Below are 19923 nucleotides of genomic sequence, written 5' to 3' on the forward strand. Positions count from 1 at the left end.
GAGGCGGGTAAGGTGGTTCGATGCTTGTCGGGCTGCCCAGATGACACAAAAAATCACTCACACCGATGATCTGATCGCGTGCCATGGCTGCGATGCGCTGTATCGCGTGCAGATGCCTGAACATGGGCAGCGCGCGATCTGTTCGCGCTGTCACACCGTTCTGGTCGCGCCGCGCCGCCGCGCGGGCATGACCATCGTCATGTTATCGCTTGGCGTCGTGATCCTTGTCTTCGGTGCGCTGTGGTTTCCGTTTCTCGAGATATCGAGATCGGGTTTTCACAATTCCGCGACCCTGATCGATTCGGCGCTGGCCTTCACCGACGGCCCGCTCCTTATCCTGTCGCTGAGTGTCGCGGCTTTCATCATCCTGATCCCGCTGATGCGGGTCATGCTGATCCTCTATGTTCTGTGGCCCGTGGTCTTTGACCGGCCGCCCAATAAATCGGCCGCCACGGCCTTTCGCCTCGCCGAGGCGCTGCGGCCATGGTCGATGGCCGAGATTTTTGCGATCGGCTGCGCCGTGGCGCTGGTCAAGGTGGCTGATCTTGCCCAGATCGGGTTCGGGCCGGCCTTCTACATGTTCGCGGCGCTTGTCGTGATCATCGCGGTTCAGGATAACCAGATGTGCCGCTGGTCGATCTGGCAGTCGCTTGACGAAACGGACCGTCAGGCATGAGCGGACGTCCCCAACCCGTGGAAGGGCGGCTGACGGCGCGGGAGGCGGGCCTCGTGGGCTGCCGTCGCTGTTCGAAGGTCTGGCCCCTAGATACGCAGCTCTGCGGGCGGTGCGGGGCCACGCTGCGGTCGCGCGACACGACGAGCATCAGCCGGGTCTGGGCCTGGTGGGTTCTGGGCGTCGCGGCCTATATCCCGGCCAACCTCTATCCGATGCTGAGGACCCAGACCCTCGTCGAAACCCAGGAGGCGACGATCGTCGGCGGCGCGATCGAGCTGATGCAGCACGGCTCCTACGGCATCGCGATCGTCATCCTTGTGGCAAGTGTCCTGATCCCGGTCGCCAAGTTCCTCTGCATTGCCTTTCTGGCGATGTCGTCGCAATCGGCGACCCCCGTTTCGGCCAGCGCGCGCCAGCAACTCTACGAGATCGTCGAATATGTCGGGCGCTGGTCGATGATCGATGTCTTCGTCGTTGCGATCCTCGCCTCGCTGGTGCAACTCGACTATGCGGCGACGGTCAATCCCGGGCCTGCAAGCCTGTCGTTTGCGCTGTCGGTCATCTTTACCATGCTGTCGGCGCAGGCGTTTGATTCGCGCATCATCTGGGACGGGATCGAACGCAGCACGCCCCACGCGCCCCGTGACCCCCAGCCCACAGAAGGAAGCCCCACCCCGTGAGCGATCAGGTCCCCGACATCGATATCGTGTCCGCGCGGCGCAGCATCTGGGACCGGGTTTCGGTCGTCTGGCTGGTGCCGGTGGCCGCGCTGATCATCGCGCTGGGCGTGGCGTGGCAAAGCTATTCCGATCAGGGGCCCCTGATTGAGGTGACCTTTGACGACATCTCCGGCGTCACCCGAAATGAAACCGAACTCCGCTTTCGCGATGTGGCCGTCGGGATGGTCGAGGATGTGAACTTCACCTCCGACCTGTCGCAAGTCGTGGTGAGCATCCGGGTGCGCAAGGACCTCGAACCCTACCTCGATGAGGATGCGGCCTTCTGGATCGTCCGGCCCGAGGTCACGACCCAGGGGGTCAGTGGCCTAGATACGGTCTTGTCGGGTGTCTATATCGAAGGCATCTGGGACGAAGAGGCCGGGCCATCGGCCCTGCAGTTCGAGGGTTTGACCGAACCTCCGCTCAGGCAGGGGGGCGTCGAGGGGCTGGAACTGGTCCTGCGCGCCTCGGATGGGTCCCTGATGGGCAACACGCCGATCCTCTACAAGGGGGTCGAGGTTGGTCAGGTCGGCCGGGCGCGGGTGTCGGCAGACGGCGTTTCTGTCGAGGCGCGGGCCATTGTCTATGCGCCCTATGACAACCTCGTCACCGAGGCCACGCGGTTCTGGGACACGTCCGGGTTCTCGGTCTCGCTGGGTGCGGCGGGTGCGGCGATCGACTTCGAATCGATCGCGTCCCTGATCGCGGGCGGGCTGACGTTCGATACATTCGTCTCCGGCGCGCCACTGGCACAGGAGGGCGCGGACTACACGGTCTTTTCAGATGAAGCGTCCGCCCAGTCGAGCATCTTCGAGCCCGAAGACGAGGATGCGCTTCTGGTTGCGACGCTGTTCGACGGGAACGTCGCTGGTCTGAACCCGGGTGCCCGCGTCGAACTGAACGGCCTCGGCGTCGGGCAGGTCCGTGCCGTGAACGGGATCGTCGATCTCGACCCGGATGGCGAACAACGGGTCCGGCTGCAGACGATCCTCGCAATCCAGCCGGGACGTATCGGGCTGGAAGGCGAGGGGGCCGATCAGCTGACGCTCGATTTTCTGGCCAGCCAGGTCGAAGCGGGCCTTCGGGCCCGGCTTGTCACGGCGTCGATCCTGACCGGCAGCCTCAAGGTCGAATTGCTGACGGTTGCTGATGCCGAAGCCGATACACTGGACTTTGCCTTCGATCCATATCCCTTGATCCCCTCGACCGAGAGCCAGATCGCGGATGTGCAATCCTCCGCCGAAGACACGCTGGCCCGGATCAATGCCCTCCCGATCGAGGAACTGCTCGAGGGGGCCACGGATTTCCTGAACTCGGCCTCCCGCCTGATCGGCAGCCCAGAGACGCAGCAGGTGCCTGTCGAGGTTTCGGCCCTTCTGGCCGATATCCGGGGCGTCGTCGGTTCCGACGAGGTGCAGGATCTGCCGAGCCAGCTGGGCGCGATCATGGGCGAGCTGGAAACAACCGTCGGCGGGGTTCAGGTCATTCTCAGCTCGATCGAGGAACAGCAGCTTATCGCGAACCTCGGCTCCGCGCTCGATTCCGTCTCGCGCATTACCGACGACGTCGCCGCCTCGATGGCCGAAGTGCCAAGCCTTGTGGCAGAACTCGAGCTTCTGGCGGAGAAGGCCAATGGCCTCGCCGTGGAGGAGCTTGTCGCCGAATTGTCCGAGATCACCGCCTCGGCCAATGCCCTGATTTCCAGTGACGCAGCCCAAAGCCTGCCCGAACGGATCGACCTTCTGGCCCGCGATCTGCAGACCGTGGCCGCGGATGTGGCGCGTCTGACGACAAGCCTGTCGGATGCTCAGGCCGCCGACCGTCTGGTCTCGGCGCTCGATGCGGCGACGGCCACGCTTGGCGCGGTCGAGACGTCGTTTGCGGGTGTGCCGGCGCTTGTGACCGAGATCGAGGCACTGGCCGCAACGGCGAACGACCTGCCGCTTGACCAGCTTGTGACCGAAGTCACCGGCCTGTCCCAAGACGCGCGCGGCATTCTGGGATCGCCAGAGGCACGGGCGCTGCCCGGGCAGATCGGAACGCTTGCCGGGGAGCTTGAGGCGACGCTTGGCGAAATCCGGACGGTGACGGCATCGCTGGTCGCCAATGATGCGGCGACCCGGCTTCTTGATGCGGTCGGCGCCGTGGAACAGACGCTCCTGACGGTCGACGCCTCGATCGAGGGCGTGCCCGATCTGATCGCGGATATCGAGGCCGTGGCCGAAGAGGTGGCGGGCGTGCCGCTTCAGGACATGGTCAACGACGTGACCGAGATGTCGGAAAGTCTCCTGCAGCTTGTCGGATCTGACGCGACGCAGGCCCTGCCGGCGCAGCTGGGTGATCTCGCGGTCGAGCTTGACCTGACGCTGAAAGAGGTTCGGGGGCTGGTCTCGGAGCTTAACGCCTCGGATGCCGGGCCGCGGCTCGTGGCGGCGGTCGACAGCGCGGCGCGCGCGCTCGATACGCTGGACACGTCCATCGCCGGGGTTCCGCAGATCGTTGACCGGGTAAATGCGCTCGCCGCCGAGGCGGAATCGCTTGAACTTGGCGAACTGGTCAACCGGGTAAGCGGCCTTATAGCCACCGCCGAGGCGCTTCTCGGCTCGGAAGGGACGCAACGCCTGCCCGATGAACTGGCGACCGCCCTCGAAGAGATCGGTGCGATCCTGTCCGAGCTGCGCGCAGGCGGGGCTGTCGGCAACGTCAACGAGGCGCTGGTCTCGGCACGCAATGCCGCGGACGAGGTATCCGGTGCGATGGACCGTCTGCCCGAACTTCTCGACAGGGCGAGCCGCCTTCTGGGTCAGGCCGACACGACCCTTGCCGGGTTCGAAGGCACCTCTCCGGCGATCCGCGACGCCCGAGCCGCGCTTGCAGAAATCTCGCGCGCGGCCGAAGCTGTGGCATCCTTGGCGCGCGCGATCGAGCGGCGCCCCAATTCACTCTTGACTGGACGATAGGCGATATGAAACGGCTGATTTTCCCGACAATTGCCTTTGCGGCCCTGGCTGCATGCAGCACCGATCCGGCCCTGCGCTATGCCGTGCCCGCGGTCCCGCCCGAAGAGAGCGTGGCGATCTCCTACCGCTCGGTCGAGGTGCGCGAGATCATCTTGCCGACCTATGCCCAGCTCGAGGAAATCTTCGTCGAAACCGAGGAGGGCGCACTGACCAGCTCCTCGGCCCTGCTGTGGGCCGACGATCCGTCGCGCGCCTCGACGCAGGAACTGACCCGGGCGCTGGCCGCCGTGACAGGGGCACAGGTCGCGTCCGAGCCGTGGCCGTTCGACAGCTATCCGCAGGTTCGGGTCGAATTGCGCGTCGATGAATTCATCGCAAGCCGGCTTGGCGCGTTTCGCCTCTCGGGGCAGGCGTTCATCGCCACACTCGATGGTGTCGGCCGGGACCGGGCCATCGACTTCGCGATCAGCATTCCGCTGGCGCCCGATGCCGGGCCGCGCGAGATTGCCGCCGCGCGCGGGCAGGCGATGGCACAGCTTGCCACCCGCATCGCCCGCGACGGCCTGCGCTGATCAGCGGCGGCTGGCTTCGAACAGGCTTTGCGACCGTCCGCCCGATTTGCAGAAGGCCAGAACCTTGCCGCCCGCGTCATCGATGGCCTTGCCGAATGCGGCGACATCTGCGGGCGTGGCCTGACCGGGGCGGATCGGTATGTGATGCGCTTCGAGGCCCGCGGCCTCTGCCGCGGCTTTCACATCCGCGAATGACGGCTGGCCGGGCTCTTCGTTGTCGGGGCGGTTCGAGATGACGGTCGTGAAGCCTTCGGCTTTCAACTCGTCAAGGACCGAGAGGCTGATCTGCGGGCTGACGGCGACCTTGTCGCTAACGGCTTTGAAGGACATTTTGGTATTCCGTTTGTTCTGGTTGCATTCTTCGCGGGTCTCTTGGCCCGGATCGCGCCAATATGGGGGCTAATGCCGCACCGGGAAAGAGGGATCACGTAACAACGTTGGGGCCCTGCCGTCCGGACCTCGCGCGCGCACCCGACACGGCCTCTGCCGCGGCGATGATATCGGCCAGCGCATCCTGCGGATCGGCGTTCATGCGATCCGGGTCGGTTTCCAGTCGTTCAAGGTAGATGCGGATCGTGGCCCCGACCGTGCCCGTGCCCGACAGCCGGAACACGGCCCGACCGCCACCTTCGAACCCGATCCGGATGCCTTGACCCGTCGAACGGGACCCGTCGACCGGATCATCATAGGCGAATTCGTCGGCCGTGGTGATCGTCAGTCCTGCGGCCGTCTGGCCGGGCAGGGTGCCCAGCTGCCCGCGCAGATCGTCGAAGATCGCGTTGGCGACATCGGCCTCGACATCCTCGTAATCGTGGCGGGAATAATAGTTGCGCCCGAACCGCGCCCAATGGGCCTGCATCAGGTCGGAAACCGACTGGCCGGTACTGGCAAGGATATTGAGCCACAGAAGAACGGCCCAGAGCCCGTCTTTCTCGCGCACGTGATCGGACCCGGTGCCGGCGCTTTCCTCGCCGCACAGCGTCGCGCGCCCGGCGTCGAGCAGGTTGCCGAAGAATTTCCATCCCGTCGGCGTCTCGAAGCATTCGATGCCCAGGGCCTCGGCCACCCTGTCGACGGCCGCCGAGGTGGGCATGGAGCGGGCCACGCCCTTGAGCCCGCCCGCATAGGCCGGCGCCAGATGCGCGTGCGCGGCCAACAGCGCGAGGCTGTCGGACGGGGTGATATAGATGCCCCGGCCGAGGATCATGTTGCGATCGCCGTCCCCGTCGGAGGCGGCGCCGAAATCGGGCGCATCCGCACCCATCATGTGATGGACGAGCGGCTTGGCCCAGATCGGGTTCGGATCGGGATGGCCGCCGCCGAAATTCTTTGACGGTACCGCATTGACCACAGAGCCCTTGGCCGCGCCCAGACGATCTTCGATGATCGCCTTGGCATAGGGGCCGGTCACCGCATGCATGGCGTCGAACCGGATCGTGTGACCGGAGGCGAACCAATCAGCGATGGCGTCGAAATCAAAAAGCTCTTCCATCAGTTCGGCGTAGTCGGCCACGGGGTCGACGACCTCGATCTCCATCGCCTCCATCTTGGCGGTGCCGATGGCCGACAGGTCGGCGTCATCGGTCTCGAGGATGTGATATTCGCGGATCGCCGTGGTGGCTTCGAAGACCCGGTCCGTCACACCTTCGGGGGCAGGGCCGCCGTTGGGCGTGTTGTATTTCAGGCCGAAATCCTCGTCCGGTCCGCCGGGGTTGTGGCTGGCCGAAAGGATCAGGCCGCCATCCGTCGCGCGCTTGCGGATCAGGTTCGACGCGGCAGGCGTCGACAAGAGCGCGTTCTGTCCGACGATCACCCGCGCAGCACCATTGGCGGCCGCCATCTTGAGGATGATCTGGCTGGCCCGTTCGTTGAAATACCGCCCGTCGCCGCCCAGAACGAGCGTCTTGCCCGCGACGCCTCCGATCCCGTCAAAGATGGACTGGACGTAGTTCTCCAGAAATCCCGGCTCCATGAAGACGCGGGTTTTCTTGCGCAGGCCGCTGGTGCCCGGTTTCTGCCCCGCGATGGGGCTGGTGCCGATTGTCCGCATCGTCATGTCGTTCCTCCATCTTCCGATTGGCCGCCCTGCTCCCGCGCCTCCTGCACGAGGGCCACGACGCTGTTGCCAGCGACCTCGATCGTGCCACCGACGACATCGGGCCCAGCCTCGGGGGCGGCGGTGTCGACGTGGCGCACCCAGACCCGGCGACCTCCGGGCTCGGGCAGGGTGACCGTCAGATCGTCCCCTCCATTGAACACCAGAAAGATCGCATATTCGAGGGCTGCATATTCCGGCGTGCCGGAGGCAGTGCGCAATTCGGCGATGACATGGCTCAGGCTGCCATCCGACCAGTCGGCATCCGTCATCAGGCCACCGTCGGGGCGGCGCCAGAACAGATCCGGCACACCGTCGAGAAACCGGCTGCGCGAATGCAACCAGCGCTTTTGGCGCAGGATCGGATGTTCGCGGCGGAACTTGATGATCCGGCGACAGAATTCGAGAAATTCCGGCTCTGCGCCCCGGTTGTCCGGCCCCCAGTCGATCCAGCCGATCTCGTTGTCCTGGCAATAGGCGTTGTTGTTGCCCGACTGGCTGTTGCCCAGTTCGTCGCCCGCAAGGATCATCGGCGTGCCCTGGCTCAGCAGCAGCGTCGCCATGATGTTGCGCCGCCTGCGGGCACGGGCCGCCTTGATCCCAGGATCATCGGTCGGGCCTTCGACGCCCATGTTGTCGCTGAGGTTGTGATTGTGGCCGTCGGCATTGTCCTCGCCGTTGGCCTCGTTGTGCTTGGCGTCATAGCTGACAAGGTCCATCAGCGTGAACCCGTCGTGGACGGTGACGAAATTCACCGATGTGGTCGCGGGCCGGCCATCGTGATCGAAGCGCAGCGCCGATCCCGCGACCCGCTGGGCAAGCCTGCGGGCCATATCGTCGTCGCCGCGCCAGAAGCCCCGGACCTGATCGCGGAACTTGTCGTTGTGCTCGTGCCACGGGGGCGGGAAGGCGCCCAACTGATAGCCGCCGGGGCCGGTATCCCACGGTTCGGCGAACATCTTGACGCCGGCCAGCACCGGGTCCTGCCGGATCGCCTGAAAGAACGGGGCACGGCGATCGAACCCGGTTTCGGTCCGGCCAAGGGCGGCGCAAAGGTCGAACCGGAACCCGTCGACATGCATCACCTCGACCCAGTAGCGCAGCGAATCCATGACGAGCCTAAGGACCATCGGGTGGTCAAGGTTCAGCGTATTGCCGGTTCCGGTATCGTCGATGTAATAGCGCGGCGTTTCGGCGAGCCGGTAATAGCTCGCATTGTCGAGGCCCCGGAAACTAAGCGTCGGGCCCAGTTGGTTGCCTTCACAGGTATGGTTATAGACGACATCCAGGATCACCTCGATCCCGGCGGAATGCAGGCGTGCGACCACATGCTGAAACTCCGCGATCTCGGTGCCGGACATGTAGCGGGGCTCGGGCGCGAAGAAGCCCATGGTCATGTAGCCCCAGTAATTCCGGAGCCCCTTGGTCAGCAAATGTTGTTCATCGAGAAAGGCGTGGACGGGCATCAGCTGGATCGCCGTGACACCGAGCGAGGTCAGGTGATCGAGCATTTCCTCCGACGCGAGGCCGAGAAAGGTCCCGGCATGATCGATATCGGACCGGCCCGCCGTCAGGCCCTTGGGATGCGCCTCGTAGAGGATCGTCTCTTCCATCGGGTGGCGCGGCGGCGCGTCGTCGCCCCAGCTGAAGGACGTGTCTGTCACGATCGCGCGGCTCATGTATGGGGCGGAGTTGCGGGTATCGAGCGTCAGGTCCAGATGCTTGGCGCGCACGTCATAGCCCATCAGCGCCTCGTGCCAGATCGGATGTCCGGTGATCTGCTTGGCGTAGGGGTCGAGAAGGAGTTTGTGCGGGTTGAAGCGGTGCCCTTCATCGGGCCGGTAGGGGCCGTGGGCGCGGTATCCGTATTGCTGGCCGGGGCGAATGCCCGGGATGTAGCAATGCCAGACATGGCCACTGTTTTCCGGCATGTTGACCAGAAGGTTTTCCTGACCGTTCTCATCGAACAGGCACAGCGTGATCCGCGTCGCATGTTGCGAGAAGATGGCGAAATTCACGCCATCGCCATCGAATGTCGCGCCGAGCGGTTCGGGGCGACCGGGCTGAACCGAGAATGTCTGTTTGGTCATGCCGGGCGCGCCAGCTCCCCGTAGAGTTGCGCATAGGCGGCGGCAGAGCCTTCCCATCCCACGGGCTGCTTCATCGCGTTTCGCTGCATCCTTTGCCAGACATCCGGCACCGCATACAGATCGCAAAGCCGGTTGAACGCGGCGCGCAGGCTGTCGGCCGTGACCGGCTGGAACTGGATGCCGGTTGCCACGCCCACGGCCATTGCGGCGGGCGAGGCGTTGATCACCGTATCGGCCAGCCCGCCCGTCATCGCCACCAGCGGAATCGTGCCATACCTCAGCCCGTAAAGCTGGGTCAGGCCGCAGGGTTCGAAGCGCGACGGCACAAGGATCGCATCGCCGCCGGCAATCATCCGGTGCGACAGCGCCTCGTCATAGCCGATCCTGACGGCCACCGACGGGTGGTTCGCCGTGGTCCTGAGCGCCTCTTCGAAGGTGGGGTTGCCCGATCCGAGGACGGCCAATTGCCCGCCGCGGGCCAGAAGGTTCGGGAGCGACTCGAGCAGGAGATCGATCCCTTTCTGTTCTGTCAGGCGGGTCACGACAACACAGAGCGGGCCTTGCGCCTCGCCCAGCCCCAATTCGCGGCACAGCGCCGTTTTGGCGGCGGCCTTGCCGCGCGGGGTCTTGAACGTCTTGATGTGCCTGTCCGTCGCCGGGTTCCAGACATCTTCGTCGATGCCGTTCAGGATGCCCGATAGATCGTCGCGCCGATACCGCATCACCCCGTCAAGACCCATGCCGAAATCCTCGGTCATCAGCTCTTCCGCATAGGTGGGCGACACCGTGGTCAGCTTGTCGGCGGCCATCAGACCGGCCTTCAGGGCCGAGACCTTGCCCCAGAATTCGAACCCGTCCCGGTCGAACCGGTCAGGATCGAGCCGCAGCTCGGGGATCAGGCTTTCAGCGGCCAGCCCGTGAAACGCGATGTTGTGCACCGTCAGAACCGTGGCGGGTTTCGGCCCGTCCATGGCAGCGACGTAATCGGGAACGAAGCCCGCCTGCCAGTCGTGGCAATGCAGGATTTGCGGGGTCCAGCCCGGGTCGGCCCCCATGCCGATCCGCGCCCCGATCCAACTGAGCGCGGCGAAACGTTCGGGATTGTCGGGCCAGTCCCGTCCCGACGTGTCGAGATAGATCGAACCGCCCCGGTCAAACAGGTGCGGCGCGTCGATGGCATATAGGCTCAGACCGGCGGCATGACCCGTCAGAATACGGGCCGCCCCGCCGAAAAGGTCGGGCTCCTCGAAGGCTACTTTCCCGTCCTCGAGGGCGGAAAGAACGGCGGGGTAACCGGGCAACAACACACGCATCTCGGCCCCTGCGGGGGCCAAGGCGGCGGGAAGCGCGCCCACCACATCGGCAAGCCCGCCCGTCTTGACGAGCGGCGCGCATTCCGAGGCAACTGATAAAACCCTGATCATCGTCTTGGTGATCTCACTCCAGTTTTGCCGCCCGGGCATCGAGCATATTCTGCGTGATCAAGGTCACGCCCTTTTCCGTCACCCGGAACCACTTCGCGTCTTCGGCGGGATCCTCGCCCACGACAAGGCCCTCGGGGATGATGACGCCCCGGTCTATCACCACGCGGCGCAGCCGGGCAGAGCGATTGACGGTGACGTAGGGCATTACGACAGCCTGATCGAGAACCGCATAAGAATTGGTGTGCACTTCCGTGAAAAGCAGCGAATTGCGCACTTCGGTCCCCGAGATGATGCAGCCGCCCGACACCATCGACGAGATCGCGACACCGCGCCGGTCCTTTTCATCGTGGATGAATTTCGCGGGCGGGACGCTTTCGGAATAGGTCCAGATCGGCCAGTTGCTGTCCCAGAGGTCCAGCTCGGGTGTGAAATCCGTCAGGTCGATATTGGCCTGCCAGAAGGCATCGACCGTGCCGACATCGCGCCAGTAGGCCGGCGCCTGCGGATCGCTGCGGACACAGGAGGTATCGAACCGATGCGCCATCGCCTTGCCGTTGGCCACGATGTCGGGGATCAGATCGTTGCCGAAATCATGGCTCGAATTCGGATTCTCGGCGTCCCGCTGCAACAGGTCCCGCAGGAACGGCCAGCTGAAGACATAGATGCCCATCGAGGCCAACGCCCTGTCCTCGTCGCCGGGAATGCCCGGCGGATCGGCCGGTTTTTCAAGGAATTGCGTGATCCGGTCGCCCTGATCGACATGCATGACGCCAAAGGCGGTTGCTTCCATCCGGGGCACGGTCAGGCATCCGATCGTCACGTCGGCGCCGGATTCGACATGCTGGCGCAGCATGATCTCGTAATCCATCTTGTAGATATGATCGCCCGCGAGGATCACGACGTAATCCACGTCATAGCTGTCGACGATATCGATGTTCTGGGTCACCGCATCGGCGGTGCCCTGATACCATGTTTCGTCGCCGCCGCGCTGCGAGGCAGGCAGGATATCGAGGAATTCGTTGCGTTCGGCGCGGAAGAAGCTCCAGCCCCGCTGACAATGGCGGATCAGCGAATGCGCCTTGTATTGGGTGGCGATCGCCATCTTGCGGATACCGCTGTTCATCGCGTTCGACAGGGCGAAATCGATGATCCGCGCCTTGCCGCCGAAATAGACTGCCGGTTTCACCCGTCGGTCCGTCAGCTCTTTCAACCGGGACCCACGGCCACCGGCCAGAACAAAGGCCATCGACCTGTTCGTCAGTCGTCTGCTCTGCTGCATCGTCGTCCTCCCTTTGGTGTCTCCGGTCATGATACGGCCTCGAAGATGAGGGTCGTCAGTGGCGGGACCGTCATTTCCGCCGAACAGGGCTGCCCCTGGTACGGATGCTCCTCCGCATCCACGCCGCCCAGATTGCCACGGTTCGCGCCGCCATAGGCATCGCTGTCCGTGTTGAGCACTTCGCGCCAATATCCACCCTTCGGCAAGCCCACGCGGTAGCCGTGCCGTTCGACGGGCGTGAAATTGCAGACCACGACGCAGGGCGGATCGCCCTCGGCGCCGAAGCGGGCGAAACTCAGCATGGAATGTTCCGCATCGCCGCCTTCGATCCAGCCGAACCCCGACGGCTCGCAATCCCGGGCATGAAGCGCGGGCGTGTCGCGATACAGCCGGTTGAGATCGCGGATCAGTGTCTGGACGCCACGGTGGGGCGGGCGCTGCGCCGCGTCCCAGTTGATGTCATCGTCGTGGTTCCATTCCTCGGGCTGGGCGAATTCGCAGCCCATGAATAGCAGTTTCTTGCCCGGATGACCCCACATGAACCCATAATAGGCCCTCAGATTTGCAAATTTCTGCCATTCGTCGCCGGGCATCTTGGCCAGCATCGACCCCTTGCCGTGCACGACCTCGTCATGGCTGATCGGCAGGATGAAATTCTCGGAAAAGGCATAATCGATGCCGAAGGTCATCTGGTGGTGGTGATATTTTCGGTAGACCGGTTCCCGCTCGATGTAATCGAGCGTGTCGTTCATCCAGCCCATGTTCCACTTGTAGCCAAAGCCCAGCCCCCCGGCATCGACGGGGGATGACACGCCCGGAAACGAGGTGGATTCCTCGGCCACGGTCATGATCCCGGGATTCTTGCCATAGGCCAGCCGGTTCATCCGCTGAAGAAAGGCGATTGCCTCGTAATTCTCGCGTCCGCCATCGCGGTTGGGCACCCATTCCCCGTCCGCGCGCGAATAGTCGCGATAGAGCATCGAGGCCACCGCATCCACGCGCAGCCCGTCGATGTGGTATTCCTCCAGCCAGTAAAGCGCGTTGGCGACGAGGAAATTCTGAACCTCGGTCCGCCCGTAATTGTAGATCAGCGTGTTCCAGTCGTTGTGGAACCCTTCGCGCGGGTCGGGATATTCGTAAAGCGCGGTGCCATCGAACCGGCCCAGACCATGTTCGTCGGTCGGAAAATGTCCCGGCACCCAGTCGAGGATCACGCCAAGACCGGCCCGGTGGGCGGCATCGACCAGATCGCGGAATTCATGCGGCGGGCCGAAGCGGATCGTCGGCGCATAAAGTCCGATCGGCTGATAGCCCCACGACCCGTCGAACGGAAATTCCGACACCGGCAGGAATTCCAGATGGGTAAAGCCCATGTCGCAGGCATATTCGACCAGCTCTTCGGCCAGTTCCCTGTAGGACAGGGGCCGCCCGCCCTCCTGATGGCGCCTGCGCCATGATCCCAGATGCACCTCGTAGACCGAAATCGGCTGGTCGCGGCGGTTGCGGGCATCGCGCGCCGACATCCACCCGGCATCCTTCCAGCCATAGCCCGAGATATCGGCGACGACGCTTGCGGTCTCGGGCGGGTGCTGGGCGCGGAAGGCCACCGGATCGGCCTTGAGAGGTTGCACCACGCCGTCATTGCCCATGATCTCGTATTTGTAGGGCGCGCCATCCCCTGCGCCGGGGACGAAAATCTCCCAGATGCCAGAGGTGCCGCGCCGGCGCATCGGGTGGCGACGCCCATCCCAGGCATTGAAATCGCCCACGACCGAGACACGACGCGCCGCCGGTGCCCAGACCGCGAAATGCGTGCCACGGATGCCGTCGATTTCCATGACATGGGCGCCGAGAGCCTCCCACAGGCGTTCATGTGTGCCCTCGGCGATCAGGTATTCGTCATCCGCCGACAGGACCGGTCCGAAGCGGTAGGCATCTTCATAGTCCCAGCTTTGGCCATCCGCGCCGGTGCCGCGCAGATGGTAGGGTTTGGTCCCCGGAACCTTGCCGCAGAACAGGGCGTCCATGAGCCGGGGCAGATCATGTTTGCGCCCGTCGACCACGGCGGCAAGCGCATGCGCACCGGGATCGATCGCCGTGACCCACCTGCTGCGCCCGTGGCGATGTGGCCCGAGCACGGCGAAGGGGTCATCATGGCTCGCGGTCAGAAGTCGCCTGACATCGTCGTCCGGGATTGGCGGCGGGGCAGGGGACGTGCTCATGATCTGGCCTTTCCTTCAAGGGGCGGCAGCGGGGGCCGTCAGGCGACCCGGAATGTCTCGAGCGTCAGATCGGCGGGCAATGCATGGCCGATGATCGACTGGGCATTGGGGATATCGTTCTTTTCGGCGCGGCGGGTCGCGGCGGCCCGCGACAGGCCGTGATTCAGCCAGCGTTGTATCAGCCTCGACCGGATTTCCGGCATCGGGACATGAAGGCGGGCCGACAGGTCCCAGCACGCCGCAAGTTCAGTCCAGGGCGCCCTGTCGTAAAGCAGGTAATTGCCTTCGACGATCACGACCGGACAATCGGGCGGCACCGAAAGCGCCCCCGCGATCGAGATGTCCCGCTGACGATCAAAGATCGGCAGAACGACCTCCCGCCCCGATTTCAGGCGCTGCACCGCGAGGATGAAGCCCTCGACATCAAAGGTTTCGGGGGCCCCCTTGCGGTTGAGAAGGCCACGGTCCTGAAGAATGGCGTTATCGAGGTGGAACCCGTCCATGGGAACAACCATGGCCGGACATTTCTGACCGTTCAACCGTCTGGCGAGTTCACTGGCCAGCGTCGATTTCCCGCTGCCGGGGGCGCCGGCGAGGCCGACGATGATCCGGTCTCTACCGGTGCGCATCTCGTGGATCGGGTCCGCCAGAAGGTTCACGTGTTCGGTGATATCTCGCATGTTCTGTCAGCTGTCTTCCTGTAACGCGTGACACGAAACGGTCGGGGCCGCACGGTCAGTTCAACCCTGTCTGTAAGCGATGATAGCGATAACTGAAAAGGGCGAAAGGGCTTTAGCGTCGGGTCAGACCCGTGCCGACCGCAACGTCGATCGCTCGACGAGCAGGGGCTCCGCGACGAAAGCTTCGGGCTTGAGGGAGGGGTCGTCGCGCAGCCGCGCCAGAAAATCGACGCAGTAGCGCGCGATCTCGGCCCTCGGGAACGCGATGGTCGACAGGTCGATCTCCGGCCAGGCCGACGCCGCCAGGTCGTCATATCCGATCAGCCCGATGTCTTCGGGCACCGCGCGGCCCGCGGCGCGAACCGCTCCAAGGGCTCCGATGGCCAGCGTGTCGGATGCGCAGAACACCGCGTCGCAGGCCCCTTGGGCCAGAAGGCCCGCCATGGCGCGGGCGCCGGCGTCCGGGGACCAGCTTTCGGCATGAACCACCCGGTTCGGGAGGCCCAGCCGGTCGAGCGTTGTGGTGAACCCGTTCGCGGGTTCCCGGAAATGACGTGTTCCTTCTGGCCCGGCGATCATCGCGGGGGCGACATAGCCGCGCTCTGCGAATGTCGCGGCGGCCAGCCGCGCGGCCAGTATGTCGCGCACGCCCGCCTGTGCGGCGGCCGGGTCGGCGCTGTGGGCCTCGAAGGCATGGGCATAGCGGATGCCAGATTTCTGGACGCCCTGCACGAACCGTCGCGACAGGCCGGGCGACAGCAGAAGCAGCGCTTCGATCCCGTAATCGTGCACGATGCGCTGGATGTCCTCGAAGCTTTCCTGACCTTCGGAATTCAACAGGATCGGGATCAGCCCATGGCCCTTCATCGCGCGGGTCGCATGATCGAGCAGGTCAAGGAGGCCCGGGTCCGCGAAGCCATCCGCCACGATACCCACGAGCCCGCTTCTGCCGCCGGCCAGCCCCGCGGCCATGCGGTTCGGGCGATAACCGAGGCCTTCGGCCGCCTCGATCACGCGGGCGCGCAGCGCGTCCGAGATCGGCGAGCCGGGCGTGAAGGCGCGCGATACCGCCGCCGGCGATACGCCCGCGTGCTCCGCGACCTCGCGCAAGGTCGTCTTTCCATTCGAGGTGCCTTGCCTCTTTCGACGCGTGGCGCCGACTGCTCCGTCTGCCATGGCCGACCTTTCCCGGGGGCCTCATTTTGGTGTCAGGTTGCACATTCTGCGCCGCTTTCGCAAGCTTCGACACCTCCATCCGGTTGAAGATGGCCCGCAAGCCACATATCGAAGGGGTATGGAACCCATGCAAGACACCCGGAGCAGGGTCGGTCCGATGCTGCGTCTTTTCGGCGGTGCAAAGGCGCTCTGGTCGGTCTACCTTGCCGCGGAACGCGCCAATCTGACCCTGATTTCGGCCGGTGTCGCCTTCTTCGGCATGTTCGCGATCTTTCCCGCGATGGCGGCGCTGATCGCGATCTTCGGGCTGGTCGCGGATCCGGCCGTCGTCGAGACGCAGCTGGAATTGATGCAGGATGTCATACCCGCCGAAGCGTATAATCTGTTCCATGCGCAGTTGATGCGCCTTCTGGGCGCGCGCAGCGAGACGCTTGGGTGGGCAACCGCGCTGTCGACGGGACTTGCGCTATGGTCCACTCGCGCCGGGGTGGCGGCCTTGATGCGCGGGCTGAACGTCATTCATGGTGGCCGGAACCGGAGCGGGCTGAGGCATTATGCCGTGGCACTGATGCTCACGATCTGTCTGATCGGGATCGCGGTTCTCGCGCTTCTGGTCGTGGTTGTGTCGCCGATCCTTTTGGCGTTCCTGCCGCTGCCGGTGGGCGTGGGGCTGTTGTTGTCGGCGGTGCGCTGGCTGGCTGCGCTGTTCATTCTGATGGCGGCGCTGGGCCTGCTCTACCGGTTCGGTCCCAACCGGGCCGATCAGCGAACGGCCTGGATCACGCCCGGTTCGATATTCGTTGTCGTTACATGGCTGATCGCGTCGATGGGGTTCTCTGCCTACCTGTCGAATTTCGGCAGCTACAACGAGGTATACGGGTCGATCGGCGCAGTCGTGGCAATGATGATGTGGCTTTATATCAGCACTTATCTCGTGCTCTTCGGTGCGGTCCTGAATGTCGAGCTGGCCTCGGCAGGCCTGAACAGGGCAACCTCTGACCCGCCTGCCAACGAAAGTGATGCAAAACGGACTCACACCTCCGATGATCCGGCGTCGCATCGCGGGGCGGAGACGTAGACGTCAACTTTTCTGTAGAAATCGCTCCGTCTTGTGGCTAACGTCAGGTCAAACAACGTGCCGCGCGGCTAAACGCGACGGTTTTTGAGGCGGAGTAGTTGGTATGTCGACGATAGAGTTCGTCGTCCGCGATGGTGCGGGCGGGTTGAATCGTGGGTTTGTAGGTGGTGCGGGTAACAGTCAGCCTCTTCTGGTTGAACCCGGTTCGAATATTTCCCTGAATCTGAATCAGGGACAAATCCTTTCCTACGGGCGAAGTGGGACCTCTCTGGAAATAACGCTGGTCGACGGTCAGGTGATCGTCATCGATAACTTCTTCGGTATCGATGGCCGCGCCGCGAACGACCTGTTTCTCTCGACCGGAGGCGGGTTGACCGAGGTCAACCTCGTCGAGGGGCAGGGCGGCGTCTATTTCTCGACCTACACCGAAGCAGATGTCTACGGAAAATGGGGGCCGGACGAGGACCTCTACTTCCTCGGTGACAGCCCTGTCCTGCTGGCCGGTGCGCCAGAGGCGGAAACGGGCATGCTTGCCACCGGCTTTCTCGCCGGTTTCCCGGTCGTTCCTGCGCTTCTGGCCAGTGGTGCCGCGGCAGCGGCGGCCGGTACGGTTCTCGACGACAACGGGACCCGACCGGATGAAGATACGACTACGGATGATCCCACCGACGACGCGGGTGACGACGATGTAACGGGCGGTGACGGCGACGTGACCGGCGGTGGCGGCGGCGACGACGCGACCGGCGGTGGCGGCGACGACACGATCGGCGGTGGGGATGACACGACCGGCGGTGGCGGCGGCGACACGACCGGCGGTGGGGATGACACGACCGGTGGCGGCGATGACGACACGACCGGTGGTGGTGATGACGACAGCACTGGCGGTGGCGACGACGACGACGACGATGACGACACACCGGTGGATGACGACACCGTCGTGTCCTTCGACGAAGACGCGGTCGGGGGCGATGGGGTCGTCAACGCCGAGGAAGAGGCCGCAGGCGTTGTCCTGACCGGGACGACCGAAGAAGGGTCCACCGTCGTCGTGACGATCAATGGCACCGATTACGAGGCCGATGTCGAAGGCGAGGAATGGACGGTCACGATCCCGCCGGGCGATCTGCCACAGGGTGAATACGTTCAGGACGTGACGGTCACAGCGACGGACGAGGCTGGCAACACTGCCACGACGGACGGAAGTTTCGACGTGGACACCGTCCACGAGGTTACACTCGACGGGCCGATCACGGCTGACAATGTCATCAACAATGCCGAAGCAGGCCAAGGGGTTACCCTGACCGGCACTGCCGAGCCGGGCGCGACTGTCGTCGTCAACGCCGGCGGGCTCGAGGCAACCGTGACGGCCGACGCAGACGGCAACTGGTCGGTGACCTACGAGGCCGAACTGATCACCTCGGGTGAATACGGTGCAGACATCACCGTGACCGCGACGGATGGGGCAGGCAACGTGGCCACCACATCTGGGACGGTCGATATCGATACCTTCGTCAACGATCTGTCGGTGACAAGCGGTCCCGTCACGGCCGATGACATCGTCAATGACGTCGAACAGGGCCAGACCATCACGTTGTCGGGCACCGTCGAGGCGGGTTCGAGCGTGACGGTAACGCTGGCCGGTGTCACGCTTGAGGCCGAAGTCTCGGGCGGGTCATGGACGGTGACCTATCCGGCCGGCGCCTTGCCGCCCGGCGAATACGAGGCCGACCTGATCGTGTCCGCGACCGATGCGGCCGGCAACTCCGCGACGATCACCGACACGTTCCAGGTCGATACGGAAATCGACGTCTCGATCGATCAGCCGGTCGAGGGCAATGACGTCATCAACGGCCAGGAGGCGCTTGACGGCACGCTTCTGACCGGGACGGCCGATGCCGGAGCCATCGTGACGGTGACCTTCGCGGGCATCACCCGGACCACCGTCGCGACGCAGGATGGCACATGGTCGATGGGCTTCGCTGCATCGGAAATTCCGGCCGGCGAGTCGATGCAGAACATCACCGTGACCGCGACCGACGTCGCGGGCAACGTGGCGGGCGTGTCGCACCAGGTCGAGGTTGACACCTATGTCAACGAACTGACCTCGAACGATCCGGTCGAGGGCGACAACATCGTCAACCGCGAAGAGGCGGGCGACGGCATCACGCTGACCGGTACGGTCGAAGTGGGCTCTACGGTTTTTGTCACATTCGAGGGCCTGACCCGCGAAGCCACGGTGTCGAATTCCGGCAACTGGTCGGTGACCTTCGCTCCGGGTGAAATCCCCGCGGGCGAATACGAGGCGCAAGTCACGATCGCGGCCACGGATGCCCATGGCAATACCGACCAGATCACCGACACCTTCCTTGTCGATACCAACCCGCCCGAGGCACCGCTTGTCGAAAGCTATACCCGCGCCGGCGAAGGTGTGCGGAGCATCTCGACGACGCTGACCGATGAAGAGGTCGACCTGTTCGCGGTCTCCGCCGATGGCGGTGTCACGAACGTGGCGCATGATCAGGAGGTCGACACGGCCTTCAACGAGCTGAGCTTCGATTTCGACGCCCCGGTGCCGAACGGCTCTCAGCTGGTGATCAACGCAAGCGATGAGAGCGGCAACTCCACAGCGACGCTTTTCGTTCTCGAAGAACAGGGCACCAATGTCGTCGACGTCAGCAACAGCGGATATGACGGCTTCGATCTCGAAGCGATCGATCTGCAATTCGCTGAAGAGGCCGAACTGACCCTGTCGGCCAGCGATCTCGAGGCGCTGTGTGCGCATTCGAATACGCTGACCATTCACGGTGGTGCAGACGACACCGTGCGGATCGAAGGCGCCAGCTCGAACTCCGAGACGTCCGAGATCGCGGGCAAGACCTATGTCCACTACGACCTGGGCGACAATGGCGGGACGCTGATCATCGACGAGACGATCAACGTCATCACCTGATGCAC

General features: G+C 64.2%; 14 protein-coding genes. 6 read left to right on the forward strand and 8 right to left on the reverse strand.

Going from position 1 to position 19923, the window contains the following annotated elements; genetic code table 11:
* Positions 1 to 40 precede the first annotated feature (40 nt).
* Genes EP376_RS01350 through EP376_RS01365 form a run of 4 tightly spaced genes read left to right on the forward strand, consistent with a single transcriptional unit; the run spans position 41 to position 4927 of the window.
* Positions 41 to 676 (forward strand): paraquat-inducible protein A, encoded by a 636-nt coding sequence (locus EP376_RS01350; protein ID WP_127653741.1) that lies wholly within the window; start codon positions 41 to 43, stop codon positions 674 to 676.
* A complete protein-coding gene (locus EP376_RS01355) occupies positions 673 to 1356 on the forward strand; it encodes a paraquat-inducible protein A (protein ID WP_127653742.1) in 684 nt (227 codons plus the stop codon). The genes EP376_RS01350 and EP376_RS01355 overlap by 4 nt, the downstream gene beginning before the upstream one ends.
* Positions 1353 to 4355: an MlaD family protein gene (locus tag EP376_RS01360; protein ID WP_127653743.1), complete on the forward strand. Its 3003-nt coding sequence runs from the start codon at positions 1353 to 1355 to the stop codon at positions 4353 to 4355. The genes EP376_RS01355 and EP376_RS01360 overlap by 4 nt, the downstream gene beginning before the upstream one ends.
* Positions 4356 to 4360: 5 nt before the next feature.
* Positions 4361 to 4927, forward strand: coding sequence for a PqiC family protein (locus EP376_RS01365; RefSeq protein ID WP_127653744.1), 567 nt, complete (start codon positions 4361 to 4363; stop codon positions 4925 to 4927).
* Here the strand turns inward: EP376_RS01365 and EP376_RS01370 are convergent, their stop codons facing one another.
* The 8 genes from EP376_RS01370 to EP376_RS01405 form a co-directional block, all read right to left on the reverse strand.
* Positions 4928 to 5257: a protein tyrosine phosphatase family protein gene (locus tag EP376_RS01370; protein WP_127653745.1), complete on the reverse strand. Its 330-nt coding sequence runs from the start codon at positions 5255 to 5257 to the stop codon at positions 4928 to 4930. It lies immediately after the preceding gene.
* 94 nt (positions 5258 to 5351) lie between these two features.
* Entirely contained in the window at positions 5352 to 6983 is a 1632-nt protein-coding gene (locus tag EP376_RS01375) for an alpha-D-glucose phosphate-specific phosphoglucomutase (RefSeq protein ID WP_127653746.1), read from the reverse strand.
* Positions 6980 to 9112, reverse strand: a complete 2133-nt coding sequence (glgX, locus tag EP376_RS01380) for a glycogen debranching protein GlgX (RefSeq protein WP_127653747.1) — start codon at positions 9110 to 9112, stop codon at positions 6980 to 6982. The genes EP376_RS01375 and glgX overlap by 4 nt, the downstream gene beginning before the upstream one ends.
* Positions 9109 to 10536, reverse strand: coding sequence for a glycogen synthase GlgA (glgA, locus tag EP376_RS01385; RefSeq protein ID WP_127654689.1), 1428 nt, complete (start codon positions 10534 to 10536; stop codon positions 9109 to 9111). The genes glgX and glgA overlap by 4 nt, the downstream gene beginning before the upstream one ends.
* Before the next feature lie 13 nt (positions 10537 to 10549).
* On the reverse strand, positions 10550 to 11815 hold the full coding sequence (glgC, locus tag EP376_RS01390; protein WP_127653748.1) for a glucose-1-phosphate adenylyltransferase: 1266 nt from the start codon (positions 11813 to 11815) through the stop codon (positions 10550 to 10552).
* 26 nt (positions 11816 to 11841) lie between these two features.
* Entirely contained in the window at positions 11842 to 14037 is a 2196-nt protein-coding gene (gene glgB / locus EP376_RS01395; protein WP_127653749.1) for a 1,4-alpha-glucan branching protein GlgB, read from the reverse strand.
* A 38-nt stretch (positions 14038 to 14075) separates the two neighbouring features.
* Positions 14076 to 14717, reverse strand: a complete 642-nt coding sequence (locus tag EP376_RS01400) for a nucleoside/nucleotide kinase family protein (RefSeq protein ID WP_127653750.1) — start codon at positions 14715 to 14717, stop codon at positions 14076 to 14078.
* Between the two features lie 123 nt (positions 14718 to 14840).
* On the reverse strand, positions 14841 to 15893 hold the full coding sequence (locus tag EP376_RS01405; protein WP_127653751.1) for a LacI family DNA-binding transcriptional regulator: 1053 nt from the start codon (positions 15891 to 15893) through the stop codon (positions 14841 to 14843).
* 157 nt (positions 15894 to 16050) lie between these two features.
* Here EP376_RS01405 and EP376_RS01410 point away from each other — a divergent pair, with 157 nt between their 5' ends.
* The gene (locus tag EP376_RS01410; RefSeq protein WP_127653752.1) at positions 16051 to 16971 is read left to right on the forward strand and encodes a YihY/virulence factor BrkB family protein; all 921 of its coding nucleotides are present in this window, start codon (positions 16051 to 16053) and stop codon (positions 16969 to 16971) included.
* Between the two features lie 103 nt (positions 16972 to 17074).
* The gene (locus EP376_RS01415) at positions 17075 to 19918 is read left to right on the forward strand and encodes an Ig-like domain-containing protein (protein WP_420837115.1); all 2844 of its coding nucleotides are present in this window, start codon (positions 17075 to 17077) and stop codon (positions 19916 to 19918) included.
* Positions 19919 to 19923 lie beyond the last annotated feature (5 nt).

The organism is Alexandriicola marinus (assembly GCF_004000435.1).
Classification (GTDB): Bacteria; Pseudomonadota; Alphaproteobacteria; order Rhodobacterales; family Rhodobacteraceae; genus Alexandriicola; species Alexandriicola marinus.